Here is a 14,773-nt window from a genome sequence, read left to right on the forward strand (position 1 = left end):
CTAAGACACTCCCACCCACGGGAGGGGCTGGACCGGAGGACGAAGTCTGGAGGGCCGGCACCGCACCCGACAACACCACGCCCGCCGCCAGGCGCAACGGCGAACAAGCCCCGCGGCGCCGCAGACAGGTACGTGGGAGGCACAGCCAAGCGCAGCGCCCCGCGGCGGGAAAGCCAGGTACGTGGGCGAAGAAACACCCGGTTCACCGGACACGCCCCCCACCGAAACACTCGCTTTCTAGCGTCCGGCCTGACGAAATGGCCCCGGCGCCGGAGGAGACGTGGCATGAGCGAGGCCGTTGCGGAACGCAACGAAGAGACAACGCACGGCGGGGCACCCGACGACGTACGGCCCAAGCCAAGCGCAGCGGAAAGCGCAGCAGAGACCCTAGAGGACTACACCCTCCGGTTCGCGCCCCGCAGTTACCGCCGGTGGACGCCGGCCGTGGTGGCGACCACCGCGCTGGGCGGGATCGCGTACATGGCGGACTTCTCGATCGGCGCCGGGATCGGGCTCACCCACGGCACCGGCAACGCACTGACCGCGATCCTGGTCGCGGCCGTGGTCATCTTCGTCACCGGTTTCCCGCTCGCCTACTACGGGGCCCGCTACAACATCGATCTGGACCTGATCACCCGTGGTGCCGGCTTCGGCTACTACGGGTCGGTGCTCACCAGCGTCATCTTCGCCAGCTTCACCTTCATCTTCTTCGCGCTGGAGGGCTCGATCATGGCCCAGGGGCTGCGGCTGGGCCTCGGGCTGCCGCTGTGGCTGGGCTATCTGGTCGCCACGCTCCTGGTGATACCGCTGGTCATCTACGGCATGAAAGCGCTGAGCAAGCTCCAGGTCTGGACGACGCCGCTGTGGCTGCTGCTGATGGTGGGGCCGCTGGTCTACCTGGTCGCCACCGACCCGGGCACCGTGCACCGCTTCGTGTCGTACGCCGGGACCGACGGCCACGGCGGGATCAACACCGCCTCCGTGCTGCTGGGCGCGGGCGTCTGCCTGTCGCTGATCGCGCAGATCGGCGAGCAGATCGACTATCTGCGGTTCATGCCGCCCAAGACCGAGGAGAACAAGCGCACTTGGTGGGCGGCCGTGATCATGGCCGGGCCCGGCTGGGTCGTGCTGGGTGCGGTGAAGCAGGCCATCGGCCTGTTCCTGGCCGTCTACATCCTCGCGAAGGCCGGGCCGGCCGCGGCCACCGAGCCGATCCGGCAGTTCACCGGTGCGTTCGCCGCGATGCTGCCCTCCTGGCTGGTGGTGCCACTGGCCGTGGTCCTCGTCGTGATCAGCCAGATCAAGATCAATGTGACCAACGCCTACTCCGGCTCGCTGGCGTGGACGAACTCCGTCACCCGGGTCACCAAGCGCTACCCGGGGCGGATGGTCTTCGTCCTGGCCAACCTGGCGTTCGCGCTGATCCTGATGGAGGCCGACATGTTCAGCTTCCTCAACGGGATCCTGGGCTTCTACTCCAACTGCGCCATCGCCTGGGTCGTCACCGTCGCCACCGACATCCTCGTCAACAAGTACCTGCTGAAACTGTCCCCGAAGATCCCGGAGTTCCGCCGCGGCATGCTCCACGCGGTCAACCCGGTGGGGGTGGTGGCCTTCACCGCGGCCTCCGGCCTGTCCATCGCGATGTACTTCCACGCGCTGGGCGACGCCCTCCAGCCGTACTCACCGGTGGCCGCCGCGGTGCTCGCCTTCGTCCTCACACCGCTGATGGCGGTTGTCACCAAGGGCCGTTACTACCTGCGGCGTTCCGACGACGGGATCGACGAGCCGCTGCTGGACGCGGACGGCAACCCGAGCGCCACGAGCTACCCGTGCCACGTCTGCCGGCAGGAGTTCGAGCGCCCCGACCTGGCCGCCTGCCCGACCCACGACGCCATGGTCTGCTCACTGTGCCTCAGCACGGACCGCTCGTCCGAACACGTCCTCCCGGCATCCTCATAACCCACCGGCGCCCACCCCCACCCACCGTTCCCCCTCCCCCAACGGGAGGTGACGGGCCGGAGGGGCCGGTTGTGGGGACGTAAAGCGTCAGCAGTCCCCACAACCGGCCCCGGAGGCCCGTCACCGCACCCACAAACCACCCAGCCCGCCGCAGGCGCAACGGCGAACAACACCCGCGGCGGAACAGACGGCTACGTACGGGGCGCCGCAAAGCGCAACGGCGAGCAACAACCGCGGCGGGACAGCCAAGTACGTGGGCGGCACCACAAAGCGCAAGCTCAGAGCACCTGCCCGCTGGTGACCCGCCGCAGCGCCGCCGCCAAGTCGTGCCCCGTAGGAAGCGCGTCGGGGGTGACCAGGGACTGGACCATCAGGCCGGTGAGGAGGGCCTGGTAGAAGGAGCCGACGACGCGGGCCGCCTCGGCGTCGACCTCCGTGTCGGGGACGCCCTCGAAGATGGCGACCAGCCCCTCGCCGCCCTCCGGCAGTACGGCCCCGATCGCCTCCCGCAGGCCCTCGTCGCGCGGGAGCAGCCCCAGCACCTCGACCTGGGCGGCAATGAACTCCGGTTCCGTGGCGATGTGTTGGAGCACCCGGTCCCAGGTCTCGGCGAACCGCTCCAGCGGATCGGCGGAGGTCCGCGTGCCCTCCGTGGCGGCCGGCGCCTCGGCCATGCTCGCGCCCCACTCCTCGCTGGACGCGATCACCGCCTGGCGCATCAGGGCGTCCTTGGAGCCGTAGTGGTAGCCGATGGAGGCGAGGTTGGCGCCGGAGGCGGCCACGATGTCGCGGGCGGTGGTACGCGCGTACCCCTTCTCCAGCAGGCAGCGCTTGGCGCCTTCCAGAAGATCTTCACGGTGTCCCATGACGGCAGCCTAATCGCCGGCATACGCTCGTACCAGACGGGTGTCTTATACGTACGTCTACGGCGACCAGGTCCCTGCGCATGCCCATGGGCATGTCCTTGAGCACGCCCATGCGCCGGTCACCGGCCCCCCTCGCCACCGGGCCCCTCCGCACCCCTCTTCCTCCGCTCCTCAGGGGGCGTGGCCTCGGGCGTCTGCTCGGTGTCGCGCCGGGTGTCGTCCGGCCGGCCCTCGCGGGTGCGCTCCCCCGCTCCGGCCCCGGCCATCGGCCGGTCGAACAGTTTGTTGCGCTCGCCCGGCGTCCGCGGCGAACGCCCGGTCTCCGTTCCGGGACGCGGCCCGGTGGGCCGCACCGCGTTCGTGCCGCCCGGCTCGCCGTGGGCGGGGTCCGTGGCGACCGGCCGGATCAGCCCGTAGTGGCGGTACAGCTCGGTCTCTTCGGACGGGTCGAGGTGCGCGTCGGCGTCGATCCGCGGGGCTTTCTTGATCGTCTCCTTGGCGTGCGGAACGTGCAGTTCGTCGCCGGTCCGGCGGGCTCCGGCGAGCGGGATGAACGTCTCCTTCATCCCGAAGAGGCCGGTGCGCACGGTGATCCACTCGGGCTCGTTGGTGGCGTCGTCCCGGTAGACCTGCTGCACCGTGCCCACCTTCGCGCCGTTCGCGTCGACCACGTGGAGGCCGGTCAGCTTCTGCGGGGTGTCTCCCAGAGGTGCGTTCATGGGTCTCGCTCCTTCCGCACGCGCCGGTGCGGCACGCACAGTTCCCATTGCGCGACGCCCGCTTCCGGCTTGCGACTCGAAAGGCCACGGGAGTGCCGGGCCGGGCGGCCCTGGGAGCCCCCTCGCGGCTCCCCCGGCCCCACCCCCCGCTACGCCATTCGGGTGAATGCCTGACCGGCCGGCCGCACGGGCCGCACCCGCGGGGCGTGCGTACGAGGCCGGCACGCGAACGGGCCCGGACCCCGCCGAAGCGGGAGCCGGGCCCGTTGACCTGCGAAGACCGTCCGGTCAGTGACCGAGGTTCACCGCGCGTACGGACGTCGCGCCGATCTCCTCGGAGATCTCGTTGAGCACGTTCGCCGGAATGGTGTCGTCGACGGTCAGCACGACCAGCGCCTCGCCGCCGACGTCGGCCCGGGAGACCTGCATGCCGCCGATGTTGATGCCCGCCTCGCCCAGGATGCGGCCGACCGTGCCGACGACGCCGGGGCGGTCGGTGTAGCGCATGAACGCCATGTGGTCGGCGAGCGTGAGGTCGATCGAGTGGTCGCCGACCGCCACGATCTTCTGGACGTTCTTGTGGCCGGCGAGCGTGCCGGAGATCGACACCTCCTCGCCGCCGGCGAGCGTGCCGCGCACGGTGACCACGTTGCGGTGCTCGGGCGACTCGCTGCTGGTCGTCAGCCGCACCTCGACGCCGCGCTCCTGCGCGAACAGCGGGGCGTTGACGTAGGACACCGTCTCGTCCACCACGTCCTCGAACACGCCCTTGAGCGCGGAGAGTTCGAGCACCTTGACGTCGTGCTGGGTGATCTCGCCGTACACCTCGACGTCGAGCCGCATCGCCACCTCGCCGGCCAGCGCGGTGAAGATCCGGCCGAGCCGCTCGGCCAGCGGCAGCCCGGGCTTGACGTCCTCGGCGATCACGCCGCCCTGGACGTTGACCGCGTCCGGCACCAGCTCGCCGGCCAGCGCCAGCCGCACCGACTTGGCGACCGCGATACCGGCCTTCTCCTGCGCCTCACCCGTCGAGGCGCCCAGGTGCGGGGTGCACACGACCTGGTCGAACTCGAACAGCGGGGAGTCGGTGCAGGGCTCGACGGCGTACACGTCCAGGCCCGCGCCGGCCACCCGGCCCTCCTTGAGCGCGCTGGCCAGCGCCACCTCGTCGACGATCCCGCCGCGCGCGGCGTTGACGATCCGGACCGACGGCTTGACCTTGTGCAGCGCCTCGTCGCCGATCAGGCCGATGGTCTCCGGCGTCTTGGGGAGGTGGACGGTGATGAAGTCGGCGACCTCCAGCAGCTCGTCCAGGGTCAGCAGCTTGACGCCCATCTGCGCGGCGCGGGCCGGCTGGACGTACGGGTCGTAGGCGACGACCTTCATGCCGAACGCCGACATCCGCTGGGCGACCAGGACGCCGATCCGGCCGAGGCCGACCACACCGAGGGTCTTCTCGCTGAGCTCGACGCCGGTGTACTTGCTGCGCTTCCACTCGCCGTTCTTGAGCGCGGTGTTGGCCTGCGGGATGTTCCGCGCGGTGGCGACCAGCAGGCCGCAGGCGAGCTCGGCGGCGGTGACGATGTTGGAGGTCGGGGCGTTGACGACCATCACGCCGGCCTTGGTGGCGGCGGAGACGTCGACGTTGTCCAGGCCCACGCCGGCGCGGGCGACGACCTTCAGCTTCTTGGCGGCGGCGATCGCCTCGGCGTCGATCTTCGTGGCGCTGCGCACCAGGACGGCGTCGACGTCGACGATGGCGGGGAGCAGTTCGGCACGGTCCGCGCCGTTGCAGTGCCGGATCTCGAAGTCCGGGCCGAGGGCGTCGACGGTGGCGGGCGACAGCTCTTCGGCGATCAGTACGACAGGTTTCGAGCTCACGTGGTCTTCAGTCCTCACTAGTCCTTCGCGGACGGCCGTCCCGACGGCCGAAGGCGGTGAAGGGGGAAAGCCGCGTGGAAGACGCACGACATTGTGAGCCTGAACGCGCTTGTGATGGGCAGTGTAGTGGCGGTGGGGGGCGCGTCCTGTGCCGTTGCGGAAGGATCACCCGTGCGTGGTTCTACGCGGTGGACAAGGCGCCGCGGCGGAGCGCGGCCGGTCATACGGACGAGGGGGCCGCGAGTGTTTCGCGACCCCCTGTCCACTGCCCTTACGCCTCGTCGTCGACCCAGCTCATCAGCTTCCGCAGCTGCTTGCCGGTGGTCTCCAGCAGGTGGTTCTCGTCGGCCTTCTTGTACTCGTTGTACTTCGGCAGACCGGCGTTGTACTCCGCCATCCAGTTGTTGGCGAAGGTGCCGTCCTGGATCTCGGTGAGGACCTTCTTCATCTCGGCCTTGGTGGCGTCGGTGATCACCCGCGGGCCGGTGACGTAGTCGCCCCACTCGGCGGTCTCGGAGACCGACCAGCGCATCTTCTCCAGGCCGCCCTCGTACATGAGGTCCACGATGAGCTTCAGCTCGTGCAGGCACTCGAAGTACGCGATCTCCGGCTGGTAGCCCGCCTCGACCAGGGTCTCGAAACCGGCCTTGACCAGCGCCGAGGCGCCGCCGCAGAGCACGGCCTGCTCACCGAACAGGTCGGTCTCGGTCTCCTCGGTGAAGGTGGTCTTGATGACGCCGGCGCGGGTGCCGCCGATGCCCTTGGCGTAGGACAGCGCCAGCGCGAAGGCGTTGCCGGAGGCGTCCTGCTCGACGGCCGCGATGCACGGCACGCCGCGGCCCTCCTCGTACTGGCGGCGCACCAGGTGGCCCGGGCCCTTGGGGGCGACCATGCAGACGTCCACGCCGGCCGGGGCCTTGATGAAGCCGAACCGGATGTTGAAGCCGTGGCCGAAGAACAGCGCGTCGCCGTCCTTCAGGTTGTCCTTGATGGACTCCTCGTAGACCTTGGCCTGGATCGGGTCCGGCACCAGGATCATGATGACGTCGGCCTCGGCGGCCGCCTCGGCGGGGGTGACCACGCGCAGGCCCTGCTCCTCGGCCTTGGCCTTGGACTTGGAGCCCTCGTGCAGACCGACGCGCACGTCGACGCCCGAGTCGCGCAGGGACAGCGCGTGGGCGTGGCCCTGGCTTCCGTAGCCGATCACCGCGACCTTGCGGTTCTGGATGATGGACAGGTCGGCGTCGTCGTCGTAGAACAGCTCGGCCACTTCGGGTTTCTCCTTGGATCTAGCGGGGTGCCCACACAGTACGTCGGGCGGGGTGAGGAAGGTCGGTGGGTCTCGCCATACGGTCCGGTCGGAGCGCGGCGGACGGGGGCGGTCAGGCCGAACGGTCCAGCGCGCGCAGCGAGCGGTCCGTGATGGAGCGGGCGCCCCGGCCTATGGCGATCGTGCCGGACTGCACCAGTTCCTTGATGCCGAACGGCTCCAGCATCTTCAGCATGGCCTCCAGCTTTTCACTGGATCCGGTGGCCTCGATGGTGACGGCCTCGGGCGAGACGTCCACGGTCTTGGCGCGGAAGAGCTGGACGATCTCGACGATCTGCGAGCGGGTCTCGTTGTCCGCGCGGACCTTCACCAGGACCAGTTCGCGCTGGATCGCGGAGCCGGGCTCCAGCTCGACGATCTTCAGGACGTTGACGAGCTTGTTGAGCTGCTTGGTGACCTGCTCCAGCGGCAGCGACTCGACGCTGACCACGATGGTGATGCGGGAGATGTCGGGGTGCTCGGTGACCCCGACGGCGAGCGAGTCGATGTTGAAGCCGCGGCGGGAGAACAGCGCGGCGATCCGGGCGAGGATGCCGGGGGTGTTCTCCACCAGGACGGAGAGCGTGTGCTTGGACATGGTCTTCTCTCTTTCGCTCTTCGTCGTCTCAGTCGTCTTCGTTGTCGCCGAAGTCGGGACGCACGCCGCGGGCGGCCATGACCTCGTCGTTGGAGGTGCCGGCGGCGACCATCGGCCACACCTGGGCGTCCTCGTGGACGATGAAGTCGATCACGACCGGGCGGTCGTTGATGGCATTGGCCTCTTCGATGACCTTGTCGAGGTCGGCCGGGTCCTCGCAGCGCAGTGCGACGCAGCCCATGGCCTCGGAGAGCTTGACGAAGTCCGGGATGCGGGTGCCCGCCGAGGGCTGCTTGCCGTCCGCTTCGGGGCCGCTGTGCAGCACGGTGTTGGAGTAGCGCTGGTTGTAGAAGAGGGTCTGCCACTGGCGGACCATGCCCAGCGCGCCGTTGTTGATGATCGCGACCTTGATCGGGATGTTGTTCAGCGCGCAGGTGACCAGTTCCTGGTTGGTCATCTGGAAGCAGCCGTCACCGTCGATCGCCCAGACCGTGCGGTCCGGCTGGCCGGCCTTGGCGCCCATCGCGGCCGGCACGGCGTAGCCCATGGTCCCGGCGCCGCCGGAGTTGAGCCAGGTGGCGGGCTGCTCGTACTTGATGAAGTGGGCGGCCCACATCTGGTGCTGGCCGACGCCGGCGGCGTAGATGGTGTCGGCGGGGGCGAGCCTGCCGATCCGCTCGATGACCTGCTGCGGGGACAGGCTGCCGTCGTCCGGCAGGTCGTAGCCCAGCGGGTAGGTCTCCCGCCAGCGGTTGAGGTCCTTCCACCAGGCGCTGTAGTCGCCCTTGTGGCCGGCGTCGTGCTCGGCCTGGACGGCCACGATCAGGTCGGCGATGACCTCGCGGGCGTCACCGACGATCGGCACGTCCGCGGCGCGGTTCTTGCCGATCTCCGCCGGGTCGATGTCGGCGTGCACGACCTTGGCGTACGGCGCGAAGGAGTCCAGCTTGCCGGTGACCCGGTCGTCGAAGCGGGCGCCGAGGGTGATCAGCAGGTCGGCCTTCTGCAGCGCGGTGACCGCGGTGACCGAGCCGTGCATGCCGGGCATGCCGACATGCTGCGGGTGACTGTCGGGGAAGGCGCCCAGCGCCATCAGGGTGGTGGTGACCGGGGCGCCGGTCAGCTCGGCGAGCACCTTCAGCTCGGCGGTGGCACCGGCCTTGAGGACGCCGCCGCCGACGTAGAGCACCGGGCGCTTGGACTCGGCGATCAGCCGGGCGGCCTCACGGATCTGCTTGGCGTGCGGCTTGGTCACCGGGCGGTAGCCGGGCAGGTCGGTGTGCGGCGGCCAGCTGAACGTGGTCTGCGCCTGCAGGGCGTCCTTGGCGATGTCGACCAGGACCGGGCCGGGACGGCCGGTGGACGCGATGTGGAACGCCTCGGCGATCGTCTTGGGGATCTCGGCCGGGTCGGTGACCAGGAAGTTGTGCTTGGTGATCGGCATCGTGATGCCGCAGATGTCCGCCTCCTGGAAGGCGTCCGTGCCGATCGCCTTCGACGCCACCTGACCGGTGATCGCGACCAGCGGGACGGAGTCCATGTGGGCGTCCGCGATCGGGGTGACGAGGTTGGTGGCACCCGGGCCCGAGGTGGCCATGCAGACCCCGACCTTGCCGGTGGCCTGCGCGTATCCCGTGGCGGCGTGTCCGGCGCCCTGCTCGTGGCGGACGAGGATGTGCCGGACCTTCGAGGAGTCCATCATCGGGTCGTACGCCGGCAGGATCGCACCGCCGGGGATGCCGAACACGGTGTCGGCCCCGACCTCCTCCAGCGCACGGATGAGGGACTGCGCGCCCGTGACGTGCTCGACGGTGGCGGTCGGCTGCGGTCCGCCGGCGTTACGGGCCCGCGGCTGCGGATGGTGGGCCCCGGAGGCCTGCTCGGTCATCTGCGTCTCTTCTCGAAGCTGAGGGTTTTGACGGGATTTGTGAGGTTGCTGTGCAACAAAAAACCCCTCGTGCCGGGTGGCAAGCGAGGGGAGCGCGTCGGTGCGGTCTGCTGGGCGGCGTAAGGGGCCCAGCTTCAGCCGACGCGCTTTCCAAGTACGAGAATTCGGGTGCGCATGGCACTGACCCTCCCCCTCTCGTGCACCGAGTGTCAAGTGGGTGGGACGGAGGTCTCACTATTTGAGCGCAATGGGGGATGCACCATGGCCTCCGGACCGGCCAGACCCCCACGTCGGGCGGGCACTCCGCTGCCGCTGAGCACCACCGCGCGCCCCTGTCCCGCGTGGTCGGGAACGGGGTAACCGGTACGGGTCAGCGCCCGGCGCAGCCGGTGCTCGTCGAGCGGGCCGGAGAAGGCCAGGCCCATGCCGTGCGTGCAGCCCATGGAGCGCAGCGCGAGGACCTGTTCGGGCAGGTCGACGCCGTCCGCGACGGTCTGCATGCCCAGGTCGCCGGCGATCCGCAGCAGTCCGGCGGTGATCTTGTGCAGCCGGGAGGACTCCACCACGCCGTCGACCAGGCCGCGGTCCAGCCGCAGGACGTCGACGGGCAGCCGGCGCAGCGCGGTGATCGCGGCGTACCCGCTGCCGAAGCCGTCGAGGGCGATCCGTACGCCGAGCCGGCGCAGGGCGACCAGTCGGCGCTCCAGGTCGTCCAGCGGGATCCGGGAGTCACTTTCGGACAGTTCCAGGACGAGCTCCCGGGCGGGCAGTCCGTGCCGGGTGAGGAGCGCTTCGACGCCCTTGGGGGACAGCGCGCGGTCCAGCAGCCGGCGGGCGGAGAGCCGGACCGCGACCGGGATCTGATGGCCGGCGCGGTGGCGCGCGGCGGCCTGCCGGACGGCCTCCTCCAGCTGCCAGCGGTCGAGCTCCGCGGCGCGGTCGCCGCCGTCGGTGTACCGGCCGCGGTCCCCGACCCGGAGGAATTCGGCGGGGGTGAACAGGATGCCCTCGGCGGAGCGCCAGCGGGCGTGCGCGGCGACCGCGGTGACCCGCCCGGTGGCCAGGTCGACGACGGGCTGGTGCAGCAGCGCGAATTCGCCCTCGTTGAGGGCCGTGCGGAGCTTGGAGGCGAGCTCGGCGCGGTGCGCGACCTCGTCCTGCATCTGGGGGGCGTAGAGCTCGACCCGGCCCTTGCCGGCCTGCTTGGCGCGGTACATCGCGAGGTCGGCGTTGCGGAGCAGGCCGGCGGGGGTGACGCCCGGTTCGGCGAAGGCGACGCCGATGCTGGCCGCCACGCGGACGTCCCGGCCGTCGATGCGGTACGGCTCGGAGAGCTTGATGCGCAGCCGGTCGGCGATCTCGTGGATGCGGAACTCGCGGGCCGCGCGGTCGCGGGTGCCGTCGCCGGTGATCAGCGCGGCGAATTCGTCGCCGCCCAGCCGGGCCGCTATGTCGCCGGCGCGGACCGAGTCGGCGAGCCGGCGGGCGGCCTGGATCAGCAGTTCGTCGCCGGCCTGGTGGCCGATGGTGTCGTTGACCTGCTTGAAGCCGTCGAGGTCGATGTAGAGCACGGCGGTGTCGTGGTCACTGGCCCGCCGGCCGGTGACGGCCTGGGTGACGCGTTCGGTGAACAGCGCGCGGTTGGGCAGGTCGGTGAGCGCGTCGTGCGAGGCGTTGTGCTGGAGCTGGGCCTGGAGCCGGACGCGTTCGGTGACGTCGCGGGAGTTGAAGATCAGGCCGCCGTGGTGGCGGTTGACCGTGGACTCGACGTTCAGCCAGCCGTCGACGCCGGAGCGCTGTCCGCCGGCGCGGAAGCGGCATTCGATGCGGGTGGTCGGCTCGTCCTGCGGATCGGCGGCGAGGAACCGGCGGACCTCGTGCACCACCCGGCCGAGGTCCTCGGGGTGGATCAGCGTGGCGAGTTCGGAGCCGATCAGCTCCTCCGCGTCGCGGCCGTAGACGCCGGCGGCGGCCGGGCTGACGTAGCGCAGCACGCCGGAGGGCGCGGCGATCATGATGACGTCGCTGGAGCCCTGCACCAGGGAGCGGAAGTGGTTCTCCTTCTGGGCGAGTTCGTGGGTCAGGGTGATGTTGTCGAGCAGCATGATCCCCTGGCGGACGACCAGGGCGAGCACGACCGTGCAGCCGGTGAAGAGGACCACGCGGTCGATCCGCCGCCCGTCGAGAACGTTGGTGAGGATGCCCAGGGTGCAGACCGCGGCGGCCAGATACGGGGTGAGCGCGGCGAGCGAGCCGGCGAGTGGACGGCTGCCGTGCGGGACGCGGACGGCGGCGGGCTCGGCGAGCTCCTCCGGCTCCTCCTCCTCGGCCCGGCGGGCGACCCACGGCGCGTACGCGAGCAGCATCGAACCGGCGAACCACCCGGCGTCCAGGATCTGCCCGGAGCGGTAGTGCTCGCGCAGCAGCGGGGAGCTGAACAGGGCGTCGCACAGCACCGTCAGCGCGAGCGCGGCGATGGCGGTGTTGACGGCCGAGCGGTGCACCGAGGAGCGCCGGAAGTGCAGGACCAGGACCATGCTGACGAGCACGATGTCCAGCAGCGGATAGGCCAGTGACAGGGCGCTCTGCGCCACGCTGCGGCCCTGGAAGTGGGCGGTGTGCGCGAGCGCGAGGCTCCAGGAGAGGGTGAGGAGCGAGCCGGCGATCAGCCAGGAGTCCAGGCCCAGGCAGACCCAGCCGGCCCGGCTCACCGGGCGCTTGGCGAGCACCAGCAGGCCGACGATGGCCGGCGGCGCGAACAGCAGGAAGCAGAAGTCGGCCGGCGAGGGGCTGGGCACGGTCTCGCCCAGGATGACCTCGTACCAGCCCCATACGCCGTTGCCGATGCCGGCCATCCCCGAGGAGGCGGCGAACAGCATCCAGGCCGGCCGGAACCGGCTGCGGTGCCGGCGGGCGTACAGACCACAGGAGAAGGCCGCGACCAGGGCCGCGAAGCTGAGGCCGAAGTCCCCCATGAACAGGGCGACTTCGGTGGACCCCCAGCCGAAGGCGGCACCGAGGGCATAGCCGCCGCAGACCACGGCCAGGACGACCTGTGGCACCGGGCTCGGCGGACTGCCGGCCGGCGTCGGTGGCCTGGAGAGCATCGCCCCGGGGGCGCTCACCGCACTCTCCCGTGGTCCCGTGTCGTCCGGCGCCTCGCACGGGGCGCCCGGTGGTCCCGCCGCTTCTCCGCGGGCGCTCGTGGATCCCGCATCTCGCGGATCGTCCATCGGCCGTACATCGCCCGTCGCCCCCCTCGCGTTCCGGATCTCGCATCGCGCCGCGGCTGTCCCGGCGCGATCCCCGCTCGGACGATACACCAGTTCCGTCACTCAGCGACATAGGGTATCTACGGAGCGTGACGGCGTGCGGGGTGGTGAATACCCACCGCAGTCGTACGGCCCCGTAGCGCCATCCGCGCCCCGGTCAGCCGGCGGTCGCGACGACGTTCCGCAGGGGTTCGCCGGCCGCGAAAAGCGCCAACTGGTCCCGCAGCAGCCGCTTCGCACGAGGCAGGAAAGCAGAGCTGGGGCCACCGACGTGTGGAGTGATGAGCACGCCCGGAGCGTGCCACAGCGGATGCCCGGCGGGCAGGGGTTCGGGCTCGGTGACGTCGAGCGCCGCGCGCAGCCGCCCGGATTCGAGCTCGGCGAGCAGTGCCTCGGTGTCGACGATGGCCCCGCGCGCGATGTTCACGAGGAGTGCGCCCTCCTTCATCCGCGCCAGGAAATCGCGTCCGACCAGGCCACGGGTCTCGTCGGTGAGCGGAGTGGCGAGGACGACGACGTCCGCTTCGGGCAGGAGGGCGGTCAGGTCGGAGAGTGGGTGCACGGGGCCGCGCACAGTGTCACGCGCGGTGCGTGCGACGCGCACCACCCGCGCACATTCGAAAGGCGTGAGCCGGTCCTCGATGGCACTGCCGATCGAACCATAGCCCACAATGAGGACCGACTTGTCGGCGAGGGCGGGCCGGAAGTCCGGCCGCCACTCCCCCGCGTCCTGCGCCCGGACGAAGCCGGGGACGTCGCGCAGCGCGGCCAGAATCAGGGTGAGCGCGAGTTCGGCGGTGCTGGCGTCGTGCAGTCCGCGGGCGTTGCACAGCTGGGCCCCGGCCGGCATCTGCGGCAGCCCGGGCAGCATGTGCTCGATCCCTGCGGTGAGGGTCTGCACCACCCGCACCCGGTTCATGCCGGCCAGCGGCCGCAGGCTGACCTCCGTGCCCTTCATGTAGGGGACGGCGTAGAAGACGCACCGGGCCGGATCGGCCGGGTACTCGGGGCCGGCGTCCCAGTGGACGTAGTGGAGGCCGCCGGGCAGGCCCTCGATCTCGTCGGGCGGGATCGGGAGCCAGACGTCGTTCGGTTCGGTGCGCTGGTCTGCGGTTGCCATGGCCCGAGGCTATGCGAAGGGATGTTCTGCTCAGACGTTAGTTTGGTCCGTGCCCTTGATCGGGGGCGAGGGGACGGAGGCACAACCAGGTGGAGCGCAGGACAATCGGTGCGGCGGCTCTGGAAGTGGGCGCCGTGGGTCTCGGCTGTATGCCGATGAGCTGGGGGTACACCGAGTCGCAGCGCAACGGGGAGGGGTCCTTGCGGGCCGTGCACACCGCGCTGGACCGTGGCTGCAGCCTGCTGGACACCGCCGACATGTACGGGCCGTTCACCAACGAGCTGTTGGTGGGACGGGCGTTGAAGGAGCGCCGCCAGGACGCGTTCGTCTCGACCAAGGTCGGGCTGCTGGTCGGCGAGCAGCACATCGTCGCCAACGGGCGGCCCGGTTACGTCAAACGGGCCTGTGACGCCTCGCTGCGCCGGCTGCAGACGGACCGGATCGACCTCTACCAGCTGCACCGGGCCGACCCCGAGGTACCCGTCGAGGAGACCTGGGGGGCGATGGCGGAGCTGGTGGCGGCCGGGAAGGTGCGGTCGCTGGGGCTGTGCGCGGTGGGCGCCCGGGCGGTGCGGCAGCCCCGCACGGCGCGGGCGGAGCGGCGGCCGGCCGGGGCCCGGTCGCGGTCCCGGACGCACGACGGCACGCTGGCCCAACTGGAGCGCATCCAGCAGGTGTTCCCGGTCAGCAGCGTGCAGGCCGAGCTGTCGGTGTGGTCGCGCCAGGCGCTGGAGGCGCTGCTGCCGTGGTGCGAGTCGCGCGGGGTGGGCTTCCTGGCGGCGATGCCGCTGGGCAACGGCTATCTGACCGGCACGCTCACCCCGGGGCAGGGCTTCGAACGGGAGGACCTGCGGGCCCGCCATCCGCGCTTCACGGCGGAGATGATGGCGGCGAACCAGCCGCTGGTGGCCGGGCTGCGGCGGGTCGGCGCCCGGTACGGCGCGACGCCGGGGCAGGTGGCGCTGGCGTGGGTGCTGGCCCAGGGCCGGCATGTCGTCCCCGTACCCGGTACGAAGAAGGAGCGCTGGGCCGCGCAGAACGCCAAGGCGGCCGATCTGGTGCTCAGCGGCGAGGACCTGGCGGAGATCGCCGCGCTGCCGCCGGCCCGGCAGTCCTGGTAGCCCGCCGGCAGGTCCGGTCCGCCGGGCGTGCGGGCCG

Annotated in this window: 10 protein-coding genes; 2 read left to right on the forward strand and 8 right to left on the reverse strand. The window is 70.8% G+C overall.

The features are described 5' to 3' along the window. Window positions 1-285 precede the first annotated feature (285 nt). Window positions 286-1,962 carry a purine-cytosine permease family protein gene (locus tag V2J85_RS18820; protein ID WP_330822255.1) on the forward strand — a complete coding sequence of 559 codons (1,677 nt, stop codon included), beginning with the start codon at window positions 286-288 and terminating at the stop codon, window positions 1,960-1,962. Between the two features lie 278 nt (window positions 1,963-2,240). Here V2J85_RS18820 and V2J85_RS18825 read toward each other — a convergent pair whose 3' ends face one another. The 8 genes from V2J85_RS18825 to V2J85_RS18860 form a co-directional block, all read right to left on the reverse strand. Next, window positions 2,241-2,828 (reverse strand): TetR/AcrR family transcriptional regulator, encoded by a 588-nt coding sequence (locus tag V2J85_RS18825; RefSeq protein WP_261955513.1) that lies wholly within the window; start codon window positions 2,826-2,828, stop codon window positions 2,241-2,243. A gap of 119 nt (window positions 2,829-2,947) precedes the next feature. After that, window positions 2,948-3,547 (reverse strand): PRC-barrel domain-containing protein, encoded by a 600-nt coding sequence (locus V2J85_RS41365; protein ID WP_410011262.1) that lies wholly within the window; start codon window positions 3,545-3,547, stop codon window positions 2,948-2,950. A gap of 288 nt (window positions 3,548-3,835) precedes the next feature. Beyond that, a complete protein-coding gene (serA, locus tag V2J85_RS18835) occupies window positions 3,836-5,428 on the reverse strand; it encodes a phosphoglycerate dehydrogenase (RefSeq protein ID WP_261955514.1) in 1,593 nt (530 codons plus the stop codon). Window positions 5,429-5,699: 271 nt separating this feature from the next. Beyond that, complete coding sequence (gene ilvC, locus V2J85_RS18840) at window positions 5,700-6,698, reverse strand: ketol-acid reductoisomerase (protein WP_261955515.1); 999 nt, start codon at window positions 6,696-6,698, stop codon at window positions 5,700-5,702. Between the two features lie 112 nt (window positions 6,699-6,810). Continuing rightward, window positions 6,811-7,335: an acetolactate synthase small subunit gene (ilvN, locus tag V2J85_RS18845; protein ID WP_006602925.1), complete on the reverse strand. Its 525-nt coding sequence runs from the start codon at window positions 7,333-7,335 to the stop codon at window positions 6,811-6,813. A 28-nt stretch (window positions 7,336-7,363) separates the two neighbouring features. Further along, a complete protein-coding gene (locus V2J85_RS18850) occupies window positions 7,364-9,223 on the reverse strand; it encodes an acetolactate synthase large subunit (RefSeq protein ID WP_261955516.1) in 1,860 nt (619 codons plus the stop codon). Window positions 9,224-9,432: 209 nt separating this feature from the next. After that, on the reverse strand, window positions 9,433-12,348 hold the full coding sequence (locus tag V2J85_RS18855; RefSeq protein ID WP_410011263.1) for a putative bifunctional diguanylate cyclase/phosphodiesterase: 2,916 nt from the start codon (window positions 12,346-12,348) through the stop codon (window positions 9,433-9,435). Window positions 12,349-12,652: 304 nt separating this feature from the next. Then, a complete protein-coding gene (locus tag V2J85_RS18860; RefSeq protein ID WP_330822256.1) occupies window positions 12,653-13,615 on the reverse strand; it encodes a 2-hydroxyacid dehydrogenase in 963 nt (320 codons plus the stop codon). Window positions 13,616-13,704: 89 nt separating this feature from the next. Here V2J85_RS18860 and V2J85_RS18865 point away from each other — a divergent pair, with 89 nt between their 5' ends. Beyond that, window positions 13,705-14,736, forward strand: coding sequence for an aldo/keto reductase (locus V2J85_RS18865; RefSeq protein WP_261955518.1), 1,032 nt, complete (start codon window positions 13,705-13,707; stop codon window positions 14,734-14,736). The last annotated feature ends 37 nt before the right edge of the window (window positions 14,737-14,773 follow it).

The organism is Streptomyces bugieae (assembly GCF_036352915.1).
Classification (GTDB): Bacteria; Actinomycetota; Actinomycetes; order Streptomycetales; family Streptomycetaceae; genus Streptomyces; species Streptomyces endophytica.